Source organism: Candidatus Njordibacter sp. Uisw_056 (assembly GCF_047730085.1).
Classification (GTDB): domain Bacteria; phylum Pseudomonadota; class Gammaproteobacteria; order Pseudomonadales; family Balneatricaceae; genus Njordibacter.
This window is the reverse complement of the sequence record NZ_CP159830.1, coordinates 1,153,992-1,168,379: the sequence shown is the minus strand read 5'-3', so window position 1 is coordinate 1,168,379 and position 14,388 is coordinate 1,153,992. Positions and strand designations below refer to the sequence as shown.

General features: G+C 44.2%; 14 protein-coding genes. 5 read left to right on the top strand and 9 right to left on the bottom strand.

Features of this window, described 5'->3' with window-relative positions; genetic code table 11:
• Positions 1-170 precede the first annotated feature (170 nt).
• Entirely contained in the window at positions 171-3,671 is a 3,501-nt protein-coding gene (locus ABXT60_RS05740) for a NahK/ErcS family hybrid sensor histidine kinase/response regulator (protein WP_443631785.1), read from the top strand.
• Positions 3,672-3,673: 2 nt separating this feature from the next.
• Here ABXT60_RS05740 and ABXT60_RS05735 read toward each other — a convergent pair whose 3' ends face one another.
• Both ABXT60_RS05735 and acs read right to left on the bottom strand, forming a co-directional pair.
• Positions 3,674-4,336, bottom strand: a complete 663-nt coding sequence (locus ABXT60_RS05735; RefSeq protein WP_443631784.1) for a response regulator transcription factor — start codon at positions 4,334-4,336, stop codon at positions 3,674-3,676.
• Positions 4,337-4,372: 36 nt separating this feature from the next.
• A complete protein-coding gene (acs, locus tag ABXT60_RS05730) occupies positions 4,373-6,313 on the bottom strand; it encodes an acetate--CoA ligase (RefSeq protein WP_443631783.1) in 1,941 nt (646 codons plus the stop codon).
• 181 nt (positions 6,314-6,494) lie between these two features.
• Between acs and ABXT60_RS05725 the strand changes: the two genes are divergently transcribed.
• From ABXT60_RS05725 to ABXT60_RS05715, 3 genes are read left to right on the top strand one after another with little or no spacing between them, the layout of a single operon-like run.
• Positions 6,495-6,980 carry a hypothetical protein gene (locus ABXT60_RS05725; RefSeq protein WP_443631782.1) on the top strand — a complete coding sequence of 162 codons (486 nt, stop codon included), beginning with the start codon at positions 6,495-6,497 and terminating at the stop codon, positions 6,978-6,980.
• Positions 6,970-7,566, top strand: a complete 597-nt coding sequence (locus tag ABXT60_RS05720) for a transglycosylase SLT domain-containing protein (protein ID WP_443632070.1) — start codon at positions 6,970-6,972, stop codon at positions 7,564-7,566. Before ABXT60_RS05725 ends, ABXT60_RS05720 begins: the two co-directional genes overlap by 11 nt.
• 14 nt (positions 7,567-7,580) lie before the next feature.
• The gene (locus ABXT60_RS05715; protein ID WP_443631781.1) at positions 7,581-7,799 is read left to right on the top strand and encodes a YheU family protein; all 219 of its coding nucleotides are present in this window, start codon (positions 7,581-7,583) and stop codon (positions 7,797-7,799) included.
• Between the two features lie 17 nt (positions 7,800-7,816).
• On the opposite strand, the gene tusA is transcribed toward ABXT60_RS05715, so the two are convergent.
• Complete coding sequence (gene tusA / locus ABXT60_RS05710; RefSeq protein ID WP_443631780.1) at positions 7,817-8,062, bottom strand: sulfurtransferase TusA; 246 nt, start codon at positions 8,060-8,062, stop codon at positions 7,817-7,819.
• Between the two features lie 63 nt (positions 8,063-8,125).
• Entirely contained in the window at positions 8,126-8,776 is a 651-nt protein-coding gene (locus ABXT60_RS05705; RefSeq protein WP_443631779.1) for an alpha/beta family hydrolase, read from the bottom strand.
• 376 nt (positions 8,777-9,152) lie between these two features.
• Between ABXT60_RS05705 and ABXT60_RS05700 the strand changes: the two genes are divergently transcribed.
• Complete coding sequence (locus ABXT60_RS05700; protein WP_443631778.1) at positions 9,153-9,812, top strand: hypothetical protein; 660 nt, start codon at positions 9,153-9,155, stop codon at positions 9,810-9,812.
• A gap of 114 nt (positions 9,813-9,926) precedes the next feature.
• Here the strand turns inward: ABXT60_RS05700 and ABXT60_RS05695 are convergent, their stop codons facing one another.
• The 5 genes from ABXT60_RS05695 to recQ form a co-directional block, all read right to left on the bottom strand.
• Complete coding sequence (locus ABXT60_RS05695) at positions 9,927-10,298, bottom strand: DUF2237 family protein (RefSeq protein ID WP_443631777.1); 372 nt, start codon at positions 10,296-10,298, stop codon at positions 9,927-9,929.
• A 143-nt stretch (positions 10,299-10,441) separates the two neighbouring features.
• Entirely contained in the window at positions 10,442-11,011 is a 570-nt protein-coding gene (locus ABXT60_RS05690; RefSeq protein ID WP_443631776.1) for an MSMEG_1061 family FMN-dependent PPOX-type flavoprotein, read from the bottom strand.
• Positions 11,012-11,095: 84 nt separating this feature from the next.
• Positions 11,096-11,956, bottom strand: a complete 861-nt coding sequence (gene ttcA / locus ABXT60_RS05685) for a tRNA 2-thiocytidine(32) synthetase TtcA (protein WP_443631775.1) — start codon at positions 11,954-11,956, stop codon at positions 11,096-11,098.
• A 5-nt stretch (positions 11,957-11,961) separates the two neighbouring features.
• Positions 11,962-12,501, bottom strand: a complete 540-nt coding sequence (locus ABXT60_RS05680) for a DUF2058 domain-containing protein (protein ID WP_443631774.1) — start codon at positions 12,499-12,501, stop codon at positions 11,962-11,964.
• Positions 12,502-12,566: 65 nt separating this feature from the next.
• Complete coding sequence (gene recQ, locus ABXT60_RS05675) at positions 12,567-14,366, bottom strand: DNA helicase RecQ (protein WP_443631773.1); 1,800 nt, start codon at positions 14,364-14,366, stop codon at positions 12,567-12,569.
• Positions 14,367-14,388: the final 22 nt, after the last annotated feature.

The window sequence follows — 14,388 nt, the reverse complement described above, 5'->3', positions numbered from 1 at the left end:
GACTCAAGCATAAAAACTATCGTTAGACTTTAGTATAGTGATTTTTGGGAAAAAACATAGGTAATTGATTTTAATAAACTTTACCAAAAAAGGGTTTTAAGACATAAAACTAGCTCTCGTGTTATAAATGCCTAGCGCTTTTTATTCAGTCTTTAGACTATAGGCATAACATGCTCGACATATGGGTCATTCTTTTCATTTCATTAGCTTATGTAGGTTTGCTATTCGGCATTGCCTACTATGGTGACAACCGCCGCCAAGGAGGATCGAACCTTCTTAGCCAACCCGTAATCTATAGCTTATCCTTGGCAGTTTATTGTACTTCTTGGACTTTTTATGGCTCAGTTTCAAGGGCCACCCAAGGCTGGGATTTTCTCTCTATTTATTTAGGGCCCATATTCCTTTTTGTATTTGGCTGGGGCTTAGTTTATAAAATTATACTTATCGCCAAGCAAGAGAACCTCACCACAATTGCAGATTTTATCGCGTCTCGATATGGCAAAAGTCGCAGTTTAGCTATTGTCATTACGGTGATGGCCACTTTTGGCATACTGCCCTATATTGCTCTGCAGCTAAAAGCGGTAGCTCAAAGCTTCACTATAATGGTGTCTGGCGGCGGAAACTCCGACTTTGGCTCTAGTAATACCGCTTTGGTTGTTGCCATATTAATGGCGGCATTTGCCATTTTATTTGGCACTCGTCAAATAGACACGAGTGAACACCACAGGGGAATGGTATTAGCAATTGCTTTTGAATCAATCGTTAAGCTTGTTGCATTTGTTGCTGTAGGTGTTTTTGTGACCTTTAGTTTATTTGACGGTATTGGCGACCTCAGTAACCATATAAGCCAGAGTGGCTTACAACAACAACTTGATAACTTTAACCCATTAAGAGTAAGCTTTCTCACTGAAACTCTACTGGCTTTTCTAGCTATGCTCTGTCTACCACGACAATTTCAGGTGGGCATTGTAGAAAACACTAATCCCAATGATTTACACACAGCGCGTTGGTTATTTCCACTTTATTTAATCATTTTCTGTATTTTTATGCTGCCTATCGCTGCAGCTGGAAATTTTCTTTTTAGTGGTCAGGGTATTGCCTCAGACACCTATGTATTAATGATTCCCCTTAGCCAAGGCGCCAGTAGTTTAGCCACCTTAGCGTATATTGGAGGTCTTTCAGCTGCAACTGGCATGGTTATTGTTGCCACAATTTCTATTAGCACCATGATTTGCAACGACATTGTAATGCCTGTGATATTCCACTTATCACCTTTACAAGCATCTGAGGATAAAAATATTGGCCGCTTATTACTCAGGGTACGCCGTGTGGTCATTGTTGCTATGTTACTGGCAGCCTACGGTTATTTTTTGTTGATTGGCGACGGCAAAAGTTTAGTGTCTTTAGGTTTAACCGCATTTGTTGCAGTTGCCCAATTCGCACCCGCATTAATTGGTGCCGTATTTTGGCGCCAAGGTAATCGCTATGGTGCACTAGCAGGGCTAGGATCGGGCTTTACCATTTGGCTGTATACCCTCATGGTCCCCAACCTTAGTGGCCTTGGGTTCGATACTTTAAGCTTGGTAGAACAGGGTCTGTTTGGCTTAAGCTGGTTAAGACCCACATCAATGTTCGGTCTTAATGGGTTTGACCCAATCACTCACGCCACTTTGCTGTCCCTAAGCTTAAACATTGTAGCCTTTGTATGGGTCTCTAAGCTAACCCAAGTTCGCTTGCAAGATCGCATCCAGGCTGATCATTTTGTTGACTTAAGAGTAGGCCAATCCAACACCAGTTCTGAAATTGACTTCGCCAACACCCGCTTTAGTGACCTTCAAACCCTCTGCGAACGATTTCTGGGTTCAAATCGTACCCATGAAGCTTTTCACCAATTTGCCCGCACACAAAATAGAGACCTTAATCTGAATGATCCCATCGACCAAGCTCTAGCAACCTATGCTGAACGTTTGTTAGCCGGAGTAATTGGAGCATCCTCTGCGCGAATTATTGTTGCTTCTAGCTTAATGGGTACTGAAATGCACTTGGGTGATGTGGTCTCTATCGCTGATGAGGCATCAGCGCTATATAAGTTCAATCGCTCCATGCTGCAATCTACCATTGAGCATATTGACCAAGGCATAAGCGTGGTAGATAAAGACATGCGCTTGGTAGTATGGAATCAACGTTATCAAGAAATGTTTCAATTTCCTGAAGGGCTGATCACCATCGGCAGACCTATTGTCGAAGTGATTCGACACAATGCGCTCAGCGGAGACTACGGCGAAGGAGTCATTGACCAACGGGTTGAACAACGCCTAGGCACACTGCAACGAGGCATTACCAATACCCACCTGCGCTACCGGGCTGATGGTGCAGTGTTTGAGGTGCGGGGCAATGCTATGCTGGGTGGAGGTTACGTCAACACCTACATGGACATTACTAACCATAAACGCACCGAGGCAGCATTAAAAGAAACCAACGAAACCCTGGAACAACGTGTAGAAGACCGAACCAAAGAGTTAGTGGTGGCAAACGACCAATTGAGCCGTGCCAAAACTGGCGCAGACCAAGCCAACCAAAGTAAAACACGATTTCTAGCAGCGGCTAGTCATGATTTAATGCAACCTCTTAACGCAGCAAGATTATTTTCTTCGTCTTTGTCGCAGCAACATCCTGGGGGCAAACTTGCCAGCACCCTGCATCATTTGGACGATTCTTTAGTGGCAGCTGAGGAGCTCATTGGTACTTTAATTGAAATATCCAAGCTTGATGCAGGAACTCTTTCACCTAAACTTAGCCATTTTCCAATTGACAATATGTTACAAAAATTAGCAGCAGAGCTCACTTTATTATGCCATCAAAAAGGTATTCAGTTTAGCTACGTCCCATGTCACGTAACGGTTCATAGCGATGAACAACACTTGCGTCGTATTGTACAAAACTTTTTAACCAATGCTCTGCGCTATACACCAAAGGGTAAAGTGTTGTTAGGCTGCCGAAAAAAAGGAAATGTGCTCGAAATTCAGGTTTGGGATACTGGAATTGGTATTGCTCCACAAAAACTCAATGAAGTATTTGAGGAGTTTAAACGTCTAGATCATCCCGCCACGCAAGATGTAAAAGGGCTGGGCCTAGGGCTAGCAATAGCAGATCGGACAGCCAAACTACTTAACTACCCCTTAACGGTAAGATCATGGCAAGGTAAGGGCAGCTTATTTAGCATTGTTGTGCCAGTTGGTGAACGCCAAAAAGTAGTCGCTAAAGCCACAATCCATAGTCAATACACTAGCGGCGGAGGAAGTCTAACGAACATGACAGTGCTGTGTATAGACAACGAAACATCGATACTGCTAGGAATGGAACAGTTACTTAGGGGCTGGGGGTGCACGGTAATAACAGCGCTTGATATGTCTCAAGCATTACAAAACCTAGTCGACGCAGACATCCAGCCAAATGTGATTTTAGCAGACTACCACTTAGACCAAGGCCAGACAGGCACCGCTGCCATTGCACGGATAAGGCAGGTTTACCATGATCACATACCTGCGATTTGTATTACCGCAGATCGCACTGAAGAAGTGGCCAAAGCAATCGCTGATGAAGATGCTTTGCTCCTTAATAAACCTCTAAAGCCTGCAGCCCTCAGGGCCACCCTAAGCCGCCTAAGGTAAGGCTACTTTATGGCCTCATCTTGAGGGTGCTCAATGCGTAACCGGCCTGCCATTATGACGGCCTGCGTTCTGCTATAAACGCCAAGCTTGCGCAGTATTGCCGTGACGTGGGCCTTAATAGTAGCCTCCGAAACACTAAGTTCATAAGCAATTTGTTTATTAAGCAACCCTTCTGTAAGCATCACCATCACCTTAAACTGCTGAGGAGTTAAGCTGGCCAGCTGGTCCGCAAACTTACTGTCTTGAGCATCCATGGCTTGGTCTGCTGCAGGCAGGTCTGGTGGTACCCATTGCCCACCATTAAGGATAGTTTTAACGGCGTCAATAATATCCGTCATAGAGGAAGACTTCGGGATAAACCCCGCCGCACCAAAATGCATCGCACGATGGATCACACTTGGCTGTTCATTACCCGACACTACTACCACCGGCACGCTTGGAAAATGCGTACGCAAGTAAATGAGCCCAGAAAAGCCGTTGGCGCCTGGCATATGCAGATCTAGCAGCACTAGATCTACTTCACTGCGCATTTGGTGCTCTAAGTGCTGCAGGTGCTCTGCCTCTAAAACGTCAGCACCATCCACCTGAGTGCCAATAGCCTGAGTCAGGGCAGCCCGAAACAATGGGTGGTCATCGGCTACAATAATGGTGTAGGTATTAGACATAAACGCACCTCCTAAAACATGTAAAAGACAACAAAGTTATTTGTTGCAGCGATTTTCAATCAGCTCAATAACCACACTTGGGTCTGATAAAGTAGACGTATCCCCCAGTTCACCATAGTCGTTTGCAGCAATTTTGCGCAAAATGCGACGCATAATTTTTCCTGAACGAGTTTTTGGCAAGTTGGGTGAAAATTGAATTAAATCCGGTGACGCAATGGGTCCAATTTCAGCTCTAACCCATTGTCTTAGCTCCTTCAATAGTTCAGGGCTGTCATCAACACCGTCTTGTAATGTGACGTAACAATAAATGCCTTGACCTTTAATTTCATGGGGATAGCCTACCACTGCAGCTTCGCATACCGCCTTGTGGGCGACCAAAGCACTTTCTATCTCAGCAGTGCCCATGCGGTGACCCGATACATTAAGGACGTCATCCACACGCCCAGTAATCCAATAGTAACCATCTTCGTCACGACGTGCACCATCACCGGTAAAGTAATAATTTTCAAAGGTAGAAAAGTAGGTTTCTTCAAAGCGTTTATGATTGCCCCAAATGGACCTGGCCTGGCCTGGCCAGCTATCTTTAATAACAAGATTTCCCTCAGCAGCGCCTTCTAACTCATGACCTTCATTATCAACTATAGCAGGTTGAACACCAAAAAATGGCATCGTCGCTGAACCGGGCTTAGTATCCACAGCACCAGGTAGGGGAGTAATCATGTGCCCTCCCGTTTCGGTTTGCCACCAGGTATCAACGACTGGAACATTGCCAGTGCTGAAAACACGTCTGTACCACAGCCACGCTTCTGGATTAATGGGTTCGCCCACACTTCCTAGCACGCGAATGCTAGACACATCAGAGCCAGACAGAACATCATCACCATGCTGCATTAGTGCACGGATGGCTGTGGGCGCCGTATAAAATTGATTTACCCGGTGTTTTTCAATAACTTGGCCAAAACGTGCATTAGTAGGATAATTAGGTACCCCTTCAAACATGAGTGTAGTGGCACGGTTAGCAAGCGGTCCGTAAACAATGTAACTGTGTCCGGTAATCCAGCCAACGTCAGCAGTGCACCAATAAATATCACCTGGTTTATAATCAAATACCATTTCGTGAGTCATTGCGCTCCACACTAGGTAACCTGCAGTAGTATGCTCTAAGCCCTTAGGCTGACCTGTAGAACCGGATGTGTAGAGAATAAAAAGAGGATCTTCTGCGGCCATTACTTCAGGTTCGTGGTGGATGCCTGCAGCAGCAACGATATCCCCATACCAAACATCACGGCCTTCTAGCCAATTAATATTAGCCCCTGTGCGTTTGACTACAATCACAGTATCAACACAATCCACATTGGTTAAACCTGCATCAACATTAGCCTTAAGACCAATCCTTTTACCACCTCGCAAGCCTTCATCTGCAGTAATCACTATATTACTATTAGAACCCTTTACTCGGCCGGCAATAGCATCTGGCGAAAAGCCACCAAAAATAACCGAATGCACCGCTCCAATCCGAGCACAAGCCAACATTGCCACTGTAGCTTCTGGAATCATTGGCATATACAAGGTAATTACATCACCTTTTTTCGCACCTTGTGCTAGCAGCGCATTACTAAACTGACACACTTCTTGGTGCAGTTCTCGGTAACTAATATGACGCGACTGACTCGGTTCATCTCCTTCCCATATAATGGCAATTTCTTCACCATGGTGTTCTAGATGTCGGTCTAAACAGTTGGCTGCCACATTTAATTGACCATCTGAATACCATTCGATGGCCACATCATTAGGTGTAAAGCGGGTATTTTTTATTTTTGTAGGCGCCTTAATCCAATCAATACGCTTACCCTGCTGACGCCAGAACTCTTCTGGGTTTGCAACAGACTGTTGGTACATCGCTTCGCGTTTCTTTTGGTTCAAACCAGAGGTTTCGGCAATCGATGCATCTGCTGGATATGTCTTCACGTCACTCATTTAATGGTTCCTAGTTTTGTAGGGCAAGAGGATTAACCTACCATTTATATCAAGTTAACGAGCATATTTAAATACTACTTTGGCTTAATATGGACCTTCATCTGCTAAACTTAACTTGCCTTGCGTTAACGCATACGCCATCATTTGTTCTTATTCACTTAAATTATTATCACTATTGCCTATGATTGATCTAAGCCTTGCTTTATTTATTGCTGTTGAAACCTGTCCAGAACCCCCTTACTATCCAATTGCTGCAGCTTGGACACTGCCCGATGGCAGCATTAAGTCTAGCCTCATTTTGGCAGATGACAACTGGCCTCCCCACTTATGTTATAGCGATCATATTAGCGATGAAACTGTGACTGCATTAGGGCACTCAGTTAAAGATGTGTTATTAGAAATGAACGACGACCTAGATGCAAGCCATGTAGTGGGTCACGCAGATTTTTCACCTACAGAAGGTTTAGAGCATTTAGTAGATGCACTAGATATTGAACTGGCGTTTGAAATATCTACCAGCCAAGAAGATATAAAAGAGCTTCTTGGTAATGATTGGCGAGATGAGTTACAGGATTTAGCCCACGAAACAGGCTTAGATTTATTGCAAGCTGAAGATCAAGTGAGATTGATGCAACTATGCTGGGCCAGACGCAGTGATGTACTCTAGGCTTGCTCTATTAAGCCTCCTTCTGCTGTTAATAAGTGCATGCAGCAGCATCGGTGACAATAAGGGTAAACCACACACACCAGACAACGTGTGTGGCATTTTTGCACAGTTTGAAAGTTGGCAAATAAGTGCCAGTGCTTCTCAACAACAATGGCAAATAGATCAGACTATTAGCATGGCATTTATCAATCATGAGTCTGGCTTTAATGCTACTGCTAGGCCTCCTCGAAAAATGGCATTTGGTATTATTCCAGGTCGCCACCTTTCCACCGCTTATGGCTACCCCCAAGCGATTAACGGCACTTGGACTTTGTATAAACAACTCACCGGTTACAGCAATGCTGAACGCACTAACTTTAACGATGCCATCGACTTTGTAGGCTGGTACAATAGTCGGTCTGTGCGCCTGAATAAAATACATCGAAACGACGCTTACAACCTTTATTTGGCTTATCACGAAGGCAACAGAGGTTTTGCTAAAAAATCCTATTTAGCAAAACCGTGGTTGTTAGGCGTAGCCAAAGATGTTGCAAGTCAAGCTCAGCGTTATCGCAGTCAGCTCAATTTCTGCTCTCCTCAAAGTTAACGGCGGATTAATTCATGATAGTGCCATGGCAAGATATAAACCCAGATACCCTAAACCACCTATTAGAAGAGTTTGCGAGTCGAGATGGTACAGACTATGGCGCCTATGAGACCCGCTTGGCAGACAAAGTAGCTCAGCTAGAAATACAGCTAAAACAAAAGCGAATAGTGGTGGTTTACAGTGAACTCCATGAAACTGTAAATATAGTTCCTGCCGAGCAATTTACTGATTAACTAGAAATTAGACAGTATTAGCCGCCTTTGCGAATAAGGTATTGATACTGAGAGTTGGCTTGCGCCTGTTCTATGAGTTCGTGGCCTAGAAACAAGCAGAATTTAGGAATGTCTCTAGTAGTGGATGGGTCTGTAGCTAATACTTTAACTACATCCCCTGCTTTAATGTCTTTAAAAATACTGTGCAACATCATTACCGGTTCTGGACAAAAGAGCCCCGTGGTGTCTAATAATCTGTCGATATTATGGGAGCTTTGCATCATTTGCTATACTCTGTAATAACCAAGATTAAAAATTGGTTATTAACTAGTTATGTTCGTCTAAACTTAAATATTACTGCATTTTACCGTGTATTTAGCCCAATGCTCAATATCTAATACTGATTGTTCAATAGCCTGCATTTGACTGTAGCGGGCGGCTTTAAAAGGCTTAAAGCTATGGTCCATATCATCAAGCCAGCATAAATTGATGTGAGCTGGCAATTTATAACCTAACACTTGATCATAACTACCTAAGGCATCTCGAGCACCCTGAACAATTAATCCAGGCTTATGACTTGTTAACAAATGTTCCACACGCAATGTTTGTGGCTTACCTTGGGGATGAAATGGATAGCCAAGGGCAAACCAGCCCAAAGCATTGGTACGTTCTACTATTAAACTAGCCACACGGCTTCCTAGAGACTTGCCACCTATAATAAGTGGACTTGGCAAGGCTAGTGCATCCAGTAATCCAAGGTACTCATGTTCAAGTTTAGCTACTGCTGGAGGTGGCTGTCGGACTCCTGTCGCCTGGATCTTTTGCATATAACCAAATTCAAATAAATACACAGTGAAGTCTTTCAAGCTCATTACTGCCGCTACGCACTGCATAAATTCATGATTCATACCAATACCAGAACCATGTGCAAAAACCACATTAATGGCACCAGAACCATACTTTTGTACTCTACCAAAACCTGTTTCAATATCTATCATCAAGAACCCTTAGTTGGCACCATTAAATCTTCCAAGATAACACTTCTGTTATGATCCGAGTCGGCAATAATGGCACTTCTGGCAGAGACTGAAGCACATTTAATACCCTGCATTAATACTCAGTAATCATTTCATCTTAATTCAAGTATTATTGCGTATAGCGCAACAAACCCATACTATCATGCTGTAAACGTATACTCAGGCTTTACTGTGTAAATTTACCGCAATACCGCAGGCATAAGCTGGAGTCATTCGGCCGTAAGTAGCGTTATTGGTATGTCCGCAAACTCGCCCATTACTTTAATCAATGCAACGCGGATTAATCCAGAAAAATAGCCAACGAAATAAATAATAACAACTACACAAAGGAACCCTAATGAGCGATACCACACTTGTAAGCGCAGAACAGCTCACTCAAATAGTAGAAAAAGTGGTTGCTAGCCGCGGTTTTGACCAAGCGAATCAAAAAACGGCTGGGCACCGGGCTACCTTTGCATTGCGACATGGCATTGCAAACAGCGATTTATTAGAGACCTCTTTGGCCGGCTTAGACTCCAGCATTAGCGCACCTAAATTATTAGTAGAAAGTAAAGACAGCCTAATATATGACGCCCTTGGCCAACCGGCTTTAGTACAATTCCAAGAAGCCTTTAAACATGCCGTAGACAATGGTATCAAAGAAATCCGTATGCACAAAACAGCCTGTGGCGCTTTTGCAGTGCCTGCCATTGCCCATTATTTAGATCAACATGGCGCTAATGGACAAAGTGTATGCATCTACTTCAATAACTTAGAAGGCGGTATGCGTCGCTTTGACTTAACCTCGCAAGGTCAGCTACGTGGGCTTTTACAACCTAGAGAACGAGATTTAGCTTGGAACGAAGTACGTATCACCATAGGTCCAGCGCCCTCAGACTGCAAAACTGTTGCAGGCACTTCAGACATAGACGCCTACCGCGCTCGCTGCGACGCTAATGGCATAGGTATACGCACCAGCCTGTGGAATCGCATGCAAGAATTAGCAGCAAACCACTAACGGTCAAAGGGCAAGGACGTCTTGTCTATTTTAGTTAACCAATGTAAACATTCGTAACCCTACACACCTGACCTGCCTCTTTGCAGCGGAGCCAGAGCGGGTTAATGATTAATACTAATTTAAATCTACGGCATATTTTTTAAGAAGCTCCATAGGCACAATCTCCAAAGCTCTTATATGGGTACTTTGCAGATGGAGTCTTGGCGCCATACCGTTTTTTTCGGCCTCTAACCACCTCCCAGCACATACACACCAACTGTCTCCGGGGTTTAATCCTTTGAAATTAAATGCGGGTACTGGGGTAGTAAGGTCATTGCCTTTAGATTTTGAGTAGTCTAAAAAGTCCTTTGAAGTTTCAATACAGACTGTATGAGAACCAAAGTCGTCTTTACAAGTATTGCACGCTCCATCGCGGTAAAACCCAGTGATTGGATCCACCCCACAAATACCTAATTTTTCACCAAATACATTAACTGAATCATCCATTTGCATTATTCTAGTACCTTTTTTTATGACCAATAGGAAGCTAACATTCCCCTGGGGGCTTTAGCTCAGAAGCAAACAGCGGGTCATCCGTATTTGCTATACATTAATTACCAACCACGCTGGTATCCAGCTACCCTATGCGTTTAAGTTTCGGGTATTTCATTTAATAGCAGTTGATCCTTCATCAATTGCCCAATAGTAGGCAATAACCCAAGGTCAACCTTTGGCTCAGATGACCAAAGCTGTGATCGCATTAACGCTTTGGCACAGTGCAAAAACATTTCTTTAATAGTGAGTTCAATGCAAGTTTTTGGAGCATTAGAGTAACTTGAAAAAAAACTTAAGTGATCGGCTACCGTCGAAATACGAACAACTCCGTTCACCCTAAGTGTTTCATCTACCCCTGGTATTAGGAACAAACAACCAATGTCACCTGTTTCAACGATATTCACTAGGCTATCTAGGCGGTTATTACCTTTTCCGTCAGGAATAAGTAGGCAATTTTTACTCAACACTTTCACAAATCCGGGCTGGCCGCCGCGCAAAGAGCAGTCCACAGAACCTGTTGCTGAACAGCTAGAAATAATAACAAACGGCGAGTGAGCTATAAAGTTGATAGAATGTAACTCTAAAGCCGGCAGTGGCCTAGCTTTAGCAGATCCTTTGGGGTGGCTATACACCTCTCTAAGCTGGTCTTCTGAAGTTATATACATAGAAGTCCATGATGTTTAACTGTTTATTTATCAGGGGGGGGGGTATTAGACTCTAATACAGGAAGCCCTTCAGCATTGGATTCATTAGAGCGGTAAGTTTAGTAACGCCAGGTCTGCTTCTTCACAAATTCGCTCATCATTTGAACGTTGCACCCGTTTAAAATTGTGCAGCTGGGTATCCATTAGGTGCGAGGGCACTACATTCTGTAGTGACTTAGCCATACTTTCTACTCGGCCTGGATAGTTTTTTTCCCAATCTTGCAACATGGCTTTAATGTGTTGGCGTTGGAGATTATCCTGAGAGCCACATAGGTTGCACGGAATAATAGGGTATTGCTTAAGTTGGGCATACTCGGCTATGTCTTGTTCACGAGCATAAGCCATAGGGCGGATGACCGTATTTATGCCATCGTCACTGAGTAAACGGGCGGGCATGGCTTTAAGCTTGCCTCCGTGGAACATGTTTAAAAATAAGGTTTCTAGTATGTCGTCGCGGTGGTGACCTAAGGCTATTTTAGTAATGCCACGTTCTTGAGCAAACCGATACAAAGTACCGCGGCGCATGCGTGAGCATAAACCACAGGTGGTTTTTCCTTCTTCAATCACGGCTTTCACTACACTATAGGTATCGTGCTCGATAACGTGAAAATCTACTCCCACTTCAGCGAGGTACTTAGGCAATATATGTTCTGGAAAATCAGGTTGTTTTTGGTCTAAATTAACCGCCAGTATGTCAAAGTCTATGGGCGCACTGTGTTGCAATTGCATTAATATGTCGAGCATGGCATAAGAGTCTTTACCACCAGACACGCACACCATTACCTTGTCGCCCTGTTCTATCATGGCGTAATCGTCGATGGCGCGGCCTACATCACGGCGCAAACGCTTTTGTAATTTCTTTTGCCGTTTCGTGGCATCTTGCCCATTAAGTTCTAGTCGGCTCACAAGCTTTACCACATTAAATCATCTGGAATAACAAAATCTGCGTAAGGGTCGTCTTCATCTGCAACGTCATCTGCTGCAGACTCGGCACGAATAATCAAAGTGTCTGGCGCACGCTCTTCAATTCGGACAGCCACAGTTGCCGGTACCACACAGTAATGCTCATCTAAGCCAACAATTACTAACGAACCTCTACTTAGAGCAGCTTGTTGCATTGCGTTGACGTAGAGTTTTTTAATGGCTTTGCCATCAACAAAATTATAGGTGACTTCACCGCCTGTTAGGTCTAACCGGCAGCGTTCTAACATTTGCTTCACTTGAGCAACCACTGCGCGGTCTTGATGTTCAGCGTCACGCTGCGCATTAAGCTGCTTAGACCGAGCTGCTTGTGCTTGTTTTTCACCCAGCGCACGTTGCGCAGCAGTTTCACCCATATCCACACCCTTACGCACATCACGGGTTTGCTTCTTTTTAGCCTTAGTGGCTTGCTTAGATTGCTTTTCGTTGGCTAAACCGGCCTTCAGCAACTGATCTTGTAAACTGGCCATTAATGGCTTCCTTTAAAGTAATAGGATAAGGCTTTTCGGCCAATTAATAATGGTACCATAGCTGGCTAGGCGTGTTGTTGAATTAAAGCTAAAAAGTCATCCCCGTAGCGGTCTAGTTTCTTTTCACCCACACCGTGCACATGGCTCATTTCCAAAAGTGACTGAGGTTTTGCATGGAGCATTTCTAATAAGGAAGAATCGCTAAAAATTACGTAAGGAGGCACTTTCTGATCTTGGGCTAACGCCATGCGTAATTCCCTGAGCAACTGCCATAAATCCATATCAGCATCAGCTATTTGAAGCCTTGCTTTAGCTGCTGTTGGTGCCTTAATAGACACCTTACGATCCAGCCGCAACTGCAGCTCTGCCTCACCTTTAAGTAACGGCCTACAAGGGGGTAATAACCGCAGGCCACCATAGTTTTCTGGATCACTGGACACTAAGCCCAAGGCCAAAAGTTGCCGATATACCGAGCGCCATTGTTTTTGATCAAATTCCTGACCCAATGCAAAGGTCGATATTTTGTCATGGCCTGCAGCTTTAATCTTGTCTGTTGGCTTACCCATTAATATATCAATTAAATGTGCTACGCCATAGCGTTGGCCGCTTCGAAAAATACAAGATAGCGCCTTACGAGCCACTTCAGTGCCATCAAATGTGGCCACAGGTTCTAAACAGTTATCACAGTTGCCACAAGTGTTAGACGAGGCTTCATTAAAGTAGCTTAAAATAGCTTGTCGACGACAATGCGTAATTTCGCACAAACCCAACATGGCGTCTAGTTTAGACTGCTCTGAGCGCTTAATGGCGGCATCCATATCAGTTTGTTCCAGCCGCTGCCTCAGCCACATTACGTCTTGTAAACCGTAAACCATCCATGCATCTGCAGGGAGCCCATCACGCCCTGCTCGACCTGTTTCCTGATAATACGATTCTATACTTTTAGGTAAGTCTAAGTGGGCAACAAAACGCACATTAGGTTTATCAATACCCATACCAAAGGCAATAGTGGCCACCATTACTAAGCCTTCTTCATTGAGAAAACGCTGTTGATTTTGAGCTCTTCTTTCTGAGCCTAATCCAGCATGATAGGGCAGTGCAGGAACACCTTGCTCCACTAACCAAAGAGCTGTTTCATCTACTTTTTTACGTGACATACAATAAACAATGCCAGCATTACCCTGGTGCTGCAATTGCACAAAATCTAGCAACTGCTGCTTACCTTTTTGCTTTTGCATAATACGGTAACGGATATTTGGCCGGTCAAAACTACTGATGTACTGTTGCGCTTGATTCAGCCCTAAACGTTTTACCATTTCCTGCTGCGTAGGCCGGTCTGCAGTGGCTGTTAGTGCCATTCTGGGTATATCTGGGAAGTTTTGTTGCAAGCACTCTAGTTGCAAGTATTCAGGCCTAAAGTCATGGCCCCATTGAGACACGCAGTGAGCTTCATCGATAGCAAATAACGCGACCTTACAAGATCTCAACAAATTCATACACGAAGCAGTCATTAATCGTTCAGGCGAAACATAAAGTAAATCTAAATCACCATTTAATGCCTGTTGTTCAATTTGGTTCTGCAGTTGCCAATCAATACCCGAATGCAACGCCTGTGCATTCACCCCAAGTTGCTGCATGCTTGAGACTTGGTCTTGCATTAACGCGATCAAAGGAGAAATAACAACCCCGACACCCTCTCTAAGTAGTGCTGGGATTTGGTAGCAGATAGACTTACCTCCACCTGTGGGCATTAACACTAGTGCGTCACCACCATCAATGACATGCTGAATTACGTCGAGTTGGTGGCCACGAAAATGTTCGTAGCCAAAGAGGCTGTGCAAGAGTTTTTCAGGAGTATCGTTCATCGCGCGTTATTATCCTTGAAGG

Bases quoted from the DNA above. Each gene is read 5' to 3' on its own strand.
- ABXT60_RS05690 (WP_443631776.1), bottom strand. From the start codon at position 11,011: ATGTATATAACTTCAGAAGACCAGCTTAGAGAGGTGTATAGCCACCCC.
- ABXT60_RS05725 (WP_443631782.1), top strand. From the start codon at position 6,495: ATGATTGATCTAAGCCTTGCTTTATTTATTGCTGTTGAAACCTGTCCA.
- ABXT60_RS05720 (WP_443632070.1), top strand. From the start codon at position 6,970: ATGTACTCTAGGCTTGCTCTATTAAGCCTCCTTCTGCTGTTAATAAGT.
- ABXT60_RS05705 (WP_443631779.1), bottom strand. From the start codon at position 8,776: ATGATAGATATTGAAACAGGTTTTGGTAGAGTACAAAAGTATGGTTCT.
- ABXT60_RS05680 (WP_443631774.1), bottom strand. From the start codon at position 12,501: ATGGCCAGTTTACAAGATCAGTTGCTGAAGGCCGGTTTAGCCAACGAA.
- ABXT60_RS05700 (WP_443631778.1), top strand. From the start codon at position 9,153: ATGAGCGATACCACACTTGTAAGCGCAGAACAGCTCACTCAAATAGTA.
- recQ (WP_443631773.1), bottom strand. From the start codon at position 14,366: ATGAACGATACTCCTGAAAAACTCTTGCACAGCCTCTTTGGCTACGAA.
- tusA (WP_443631780.1), bottom strand. From the start codon at position 8,062: ATGATGCAAAGCTCCCATAATATCGACAGATTATTAGACACCACGGGG.
- ABXT60_RS05735 (WP_443631784.1), bottom strand. From the start codon at position 4,336: ATGTCTAATACCTACACCATTATTGTAGCCGATGACCACCCATTGTTT.
- ABXT60_RS05740 (WP_443631785.1), top strand. From the start codon at position 171: ATGCTCGACATATGGGTCATTCTTTTCATTTCATTAGCTTATGTAGGT.
- acs (WP_443631783.1), bottom strand. From the start codon at position 6,313: ATGAGTGACGTGAAGACATATCCAGCAGATGCATCGATTGCCGAAACC.
- ABXT60_RS05695 (WP_443631777.1), bottom strand. From the start codon at position 10,298: ATGGATGATTCAGTTAATGTATTTGGTGAAAAATTAGGTATTTGTGGG.
- ABXT60_RS05715 (WP_443631781.1), top strand. From the start codon at position 7,581: ATGATAGTGCCATGGCAAGATATAAACCCAGATACCCTAAACCACCTA.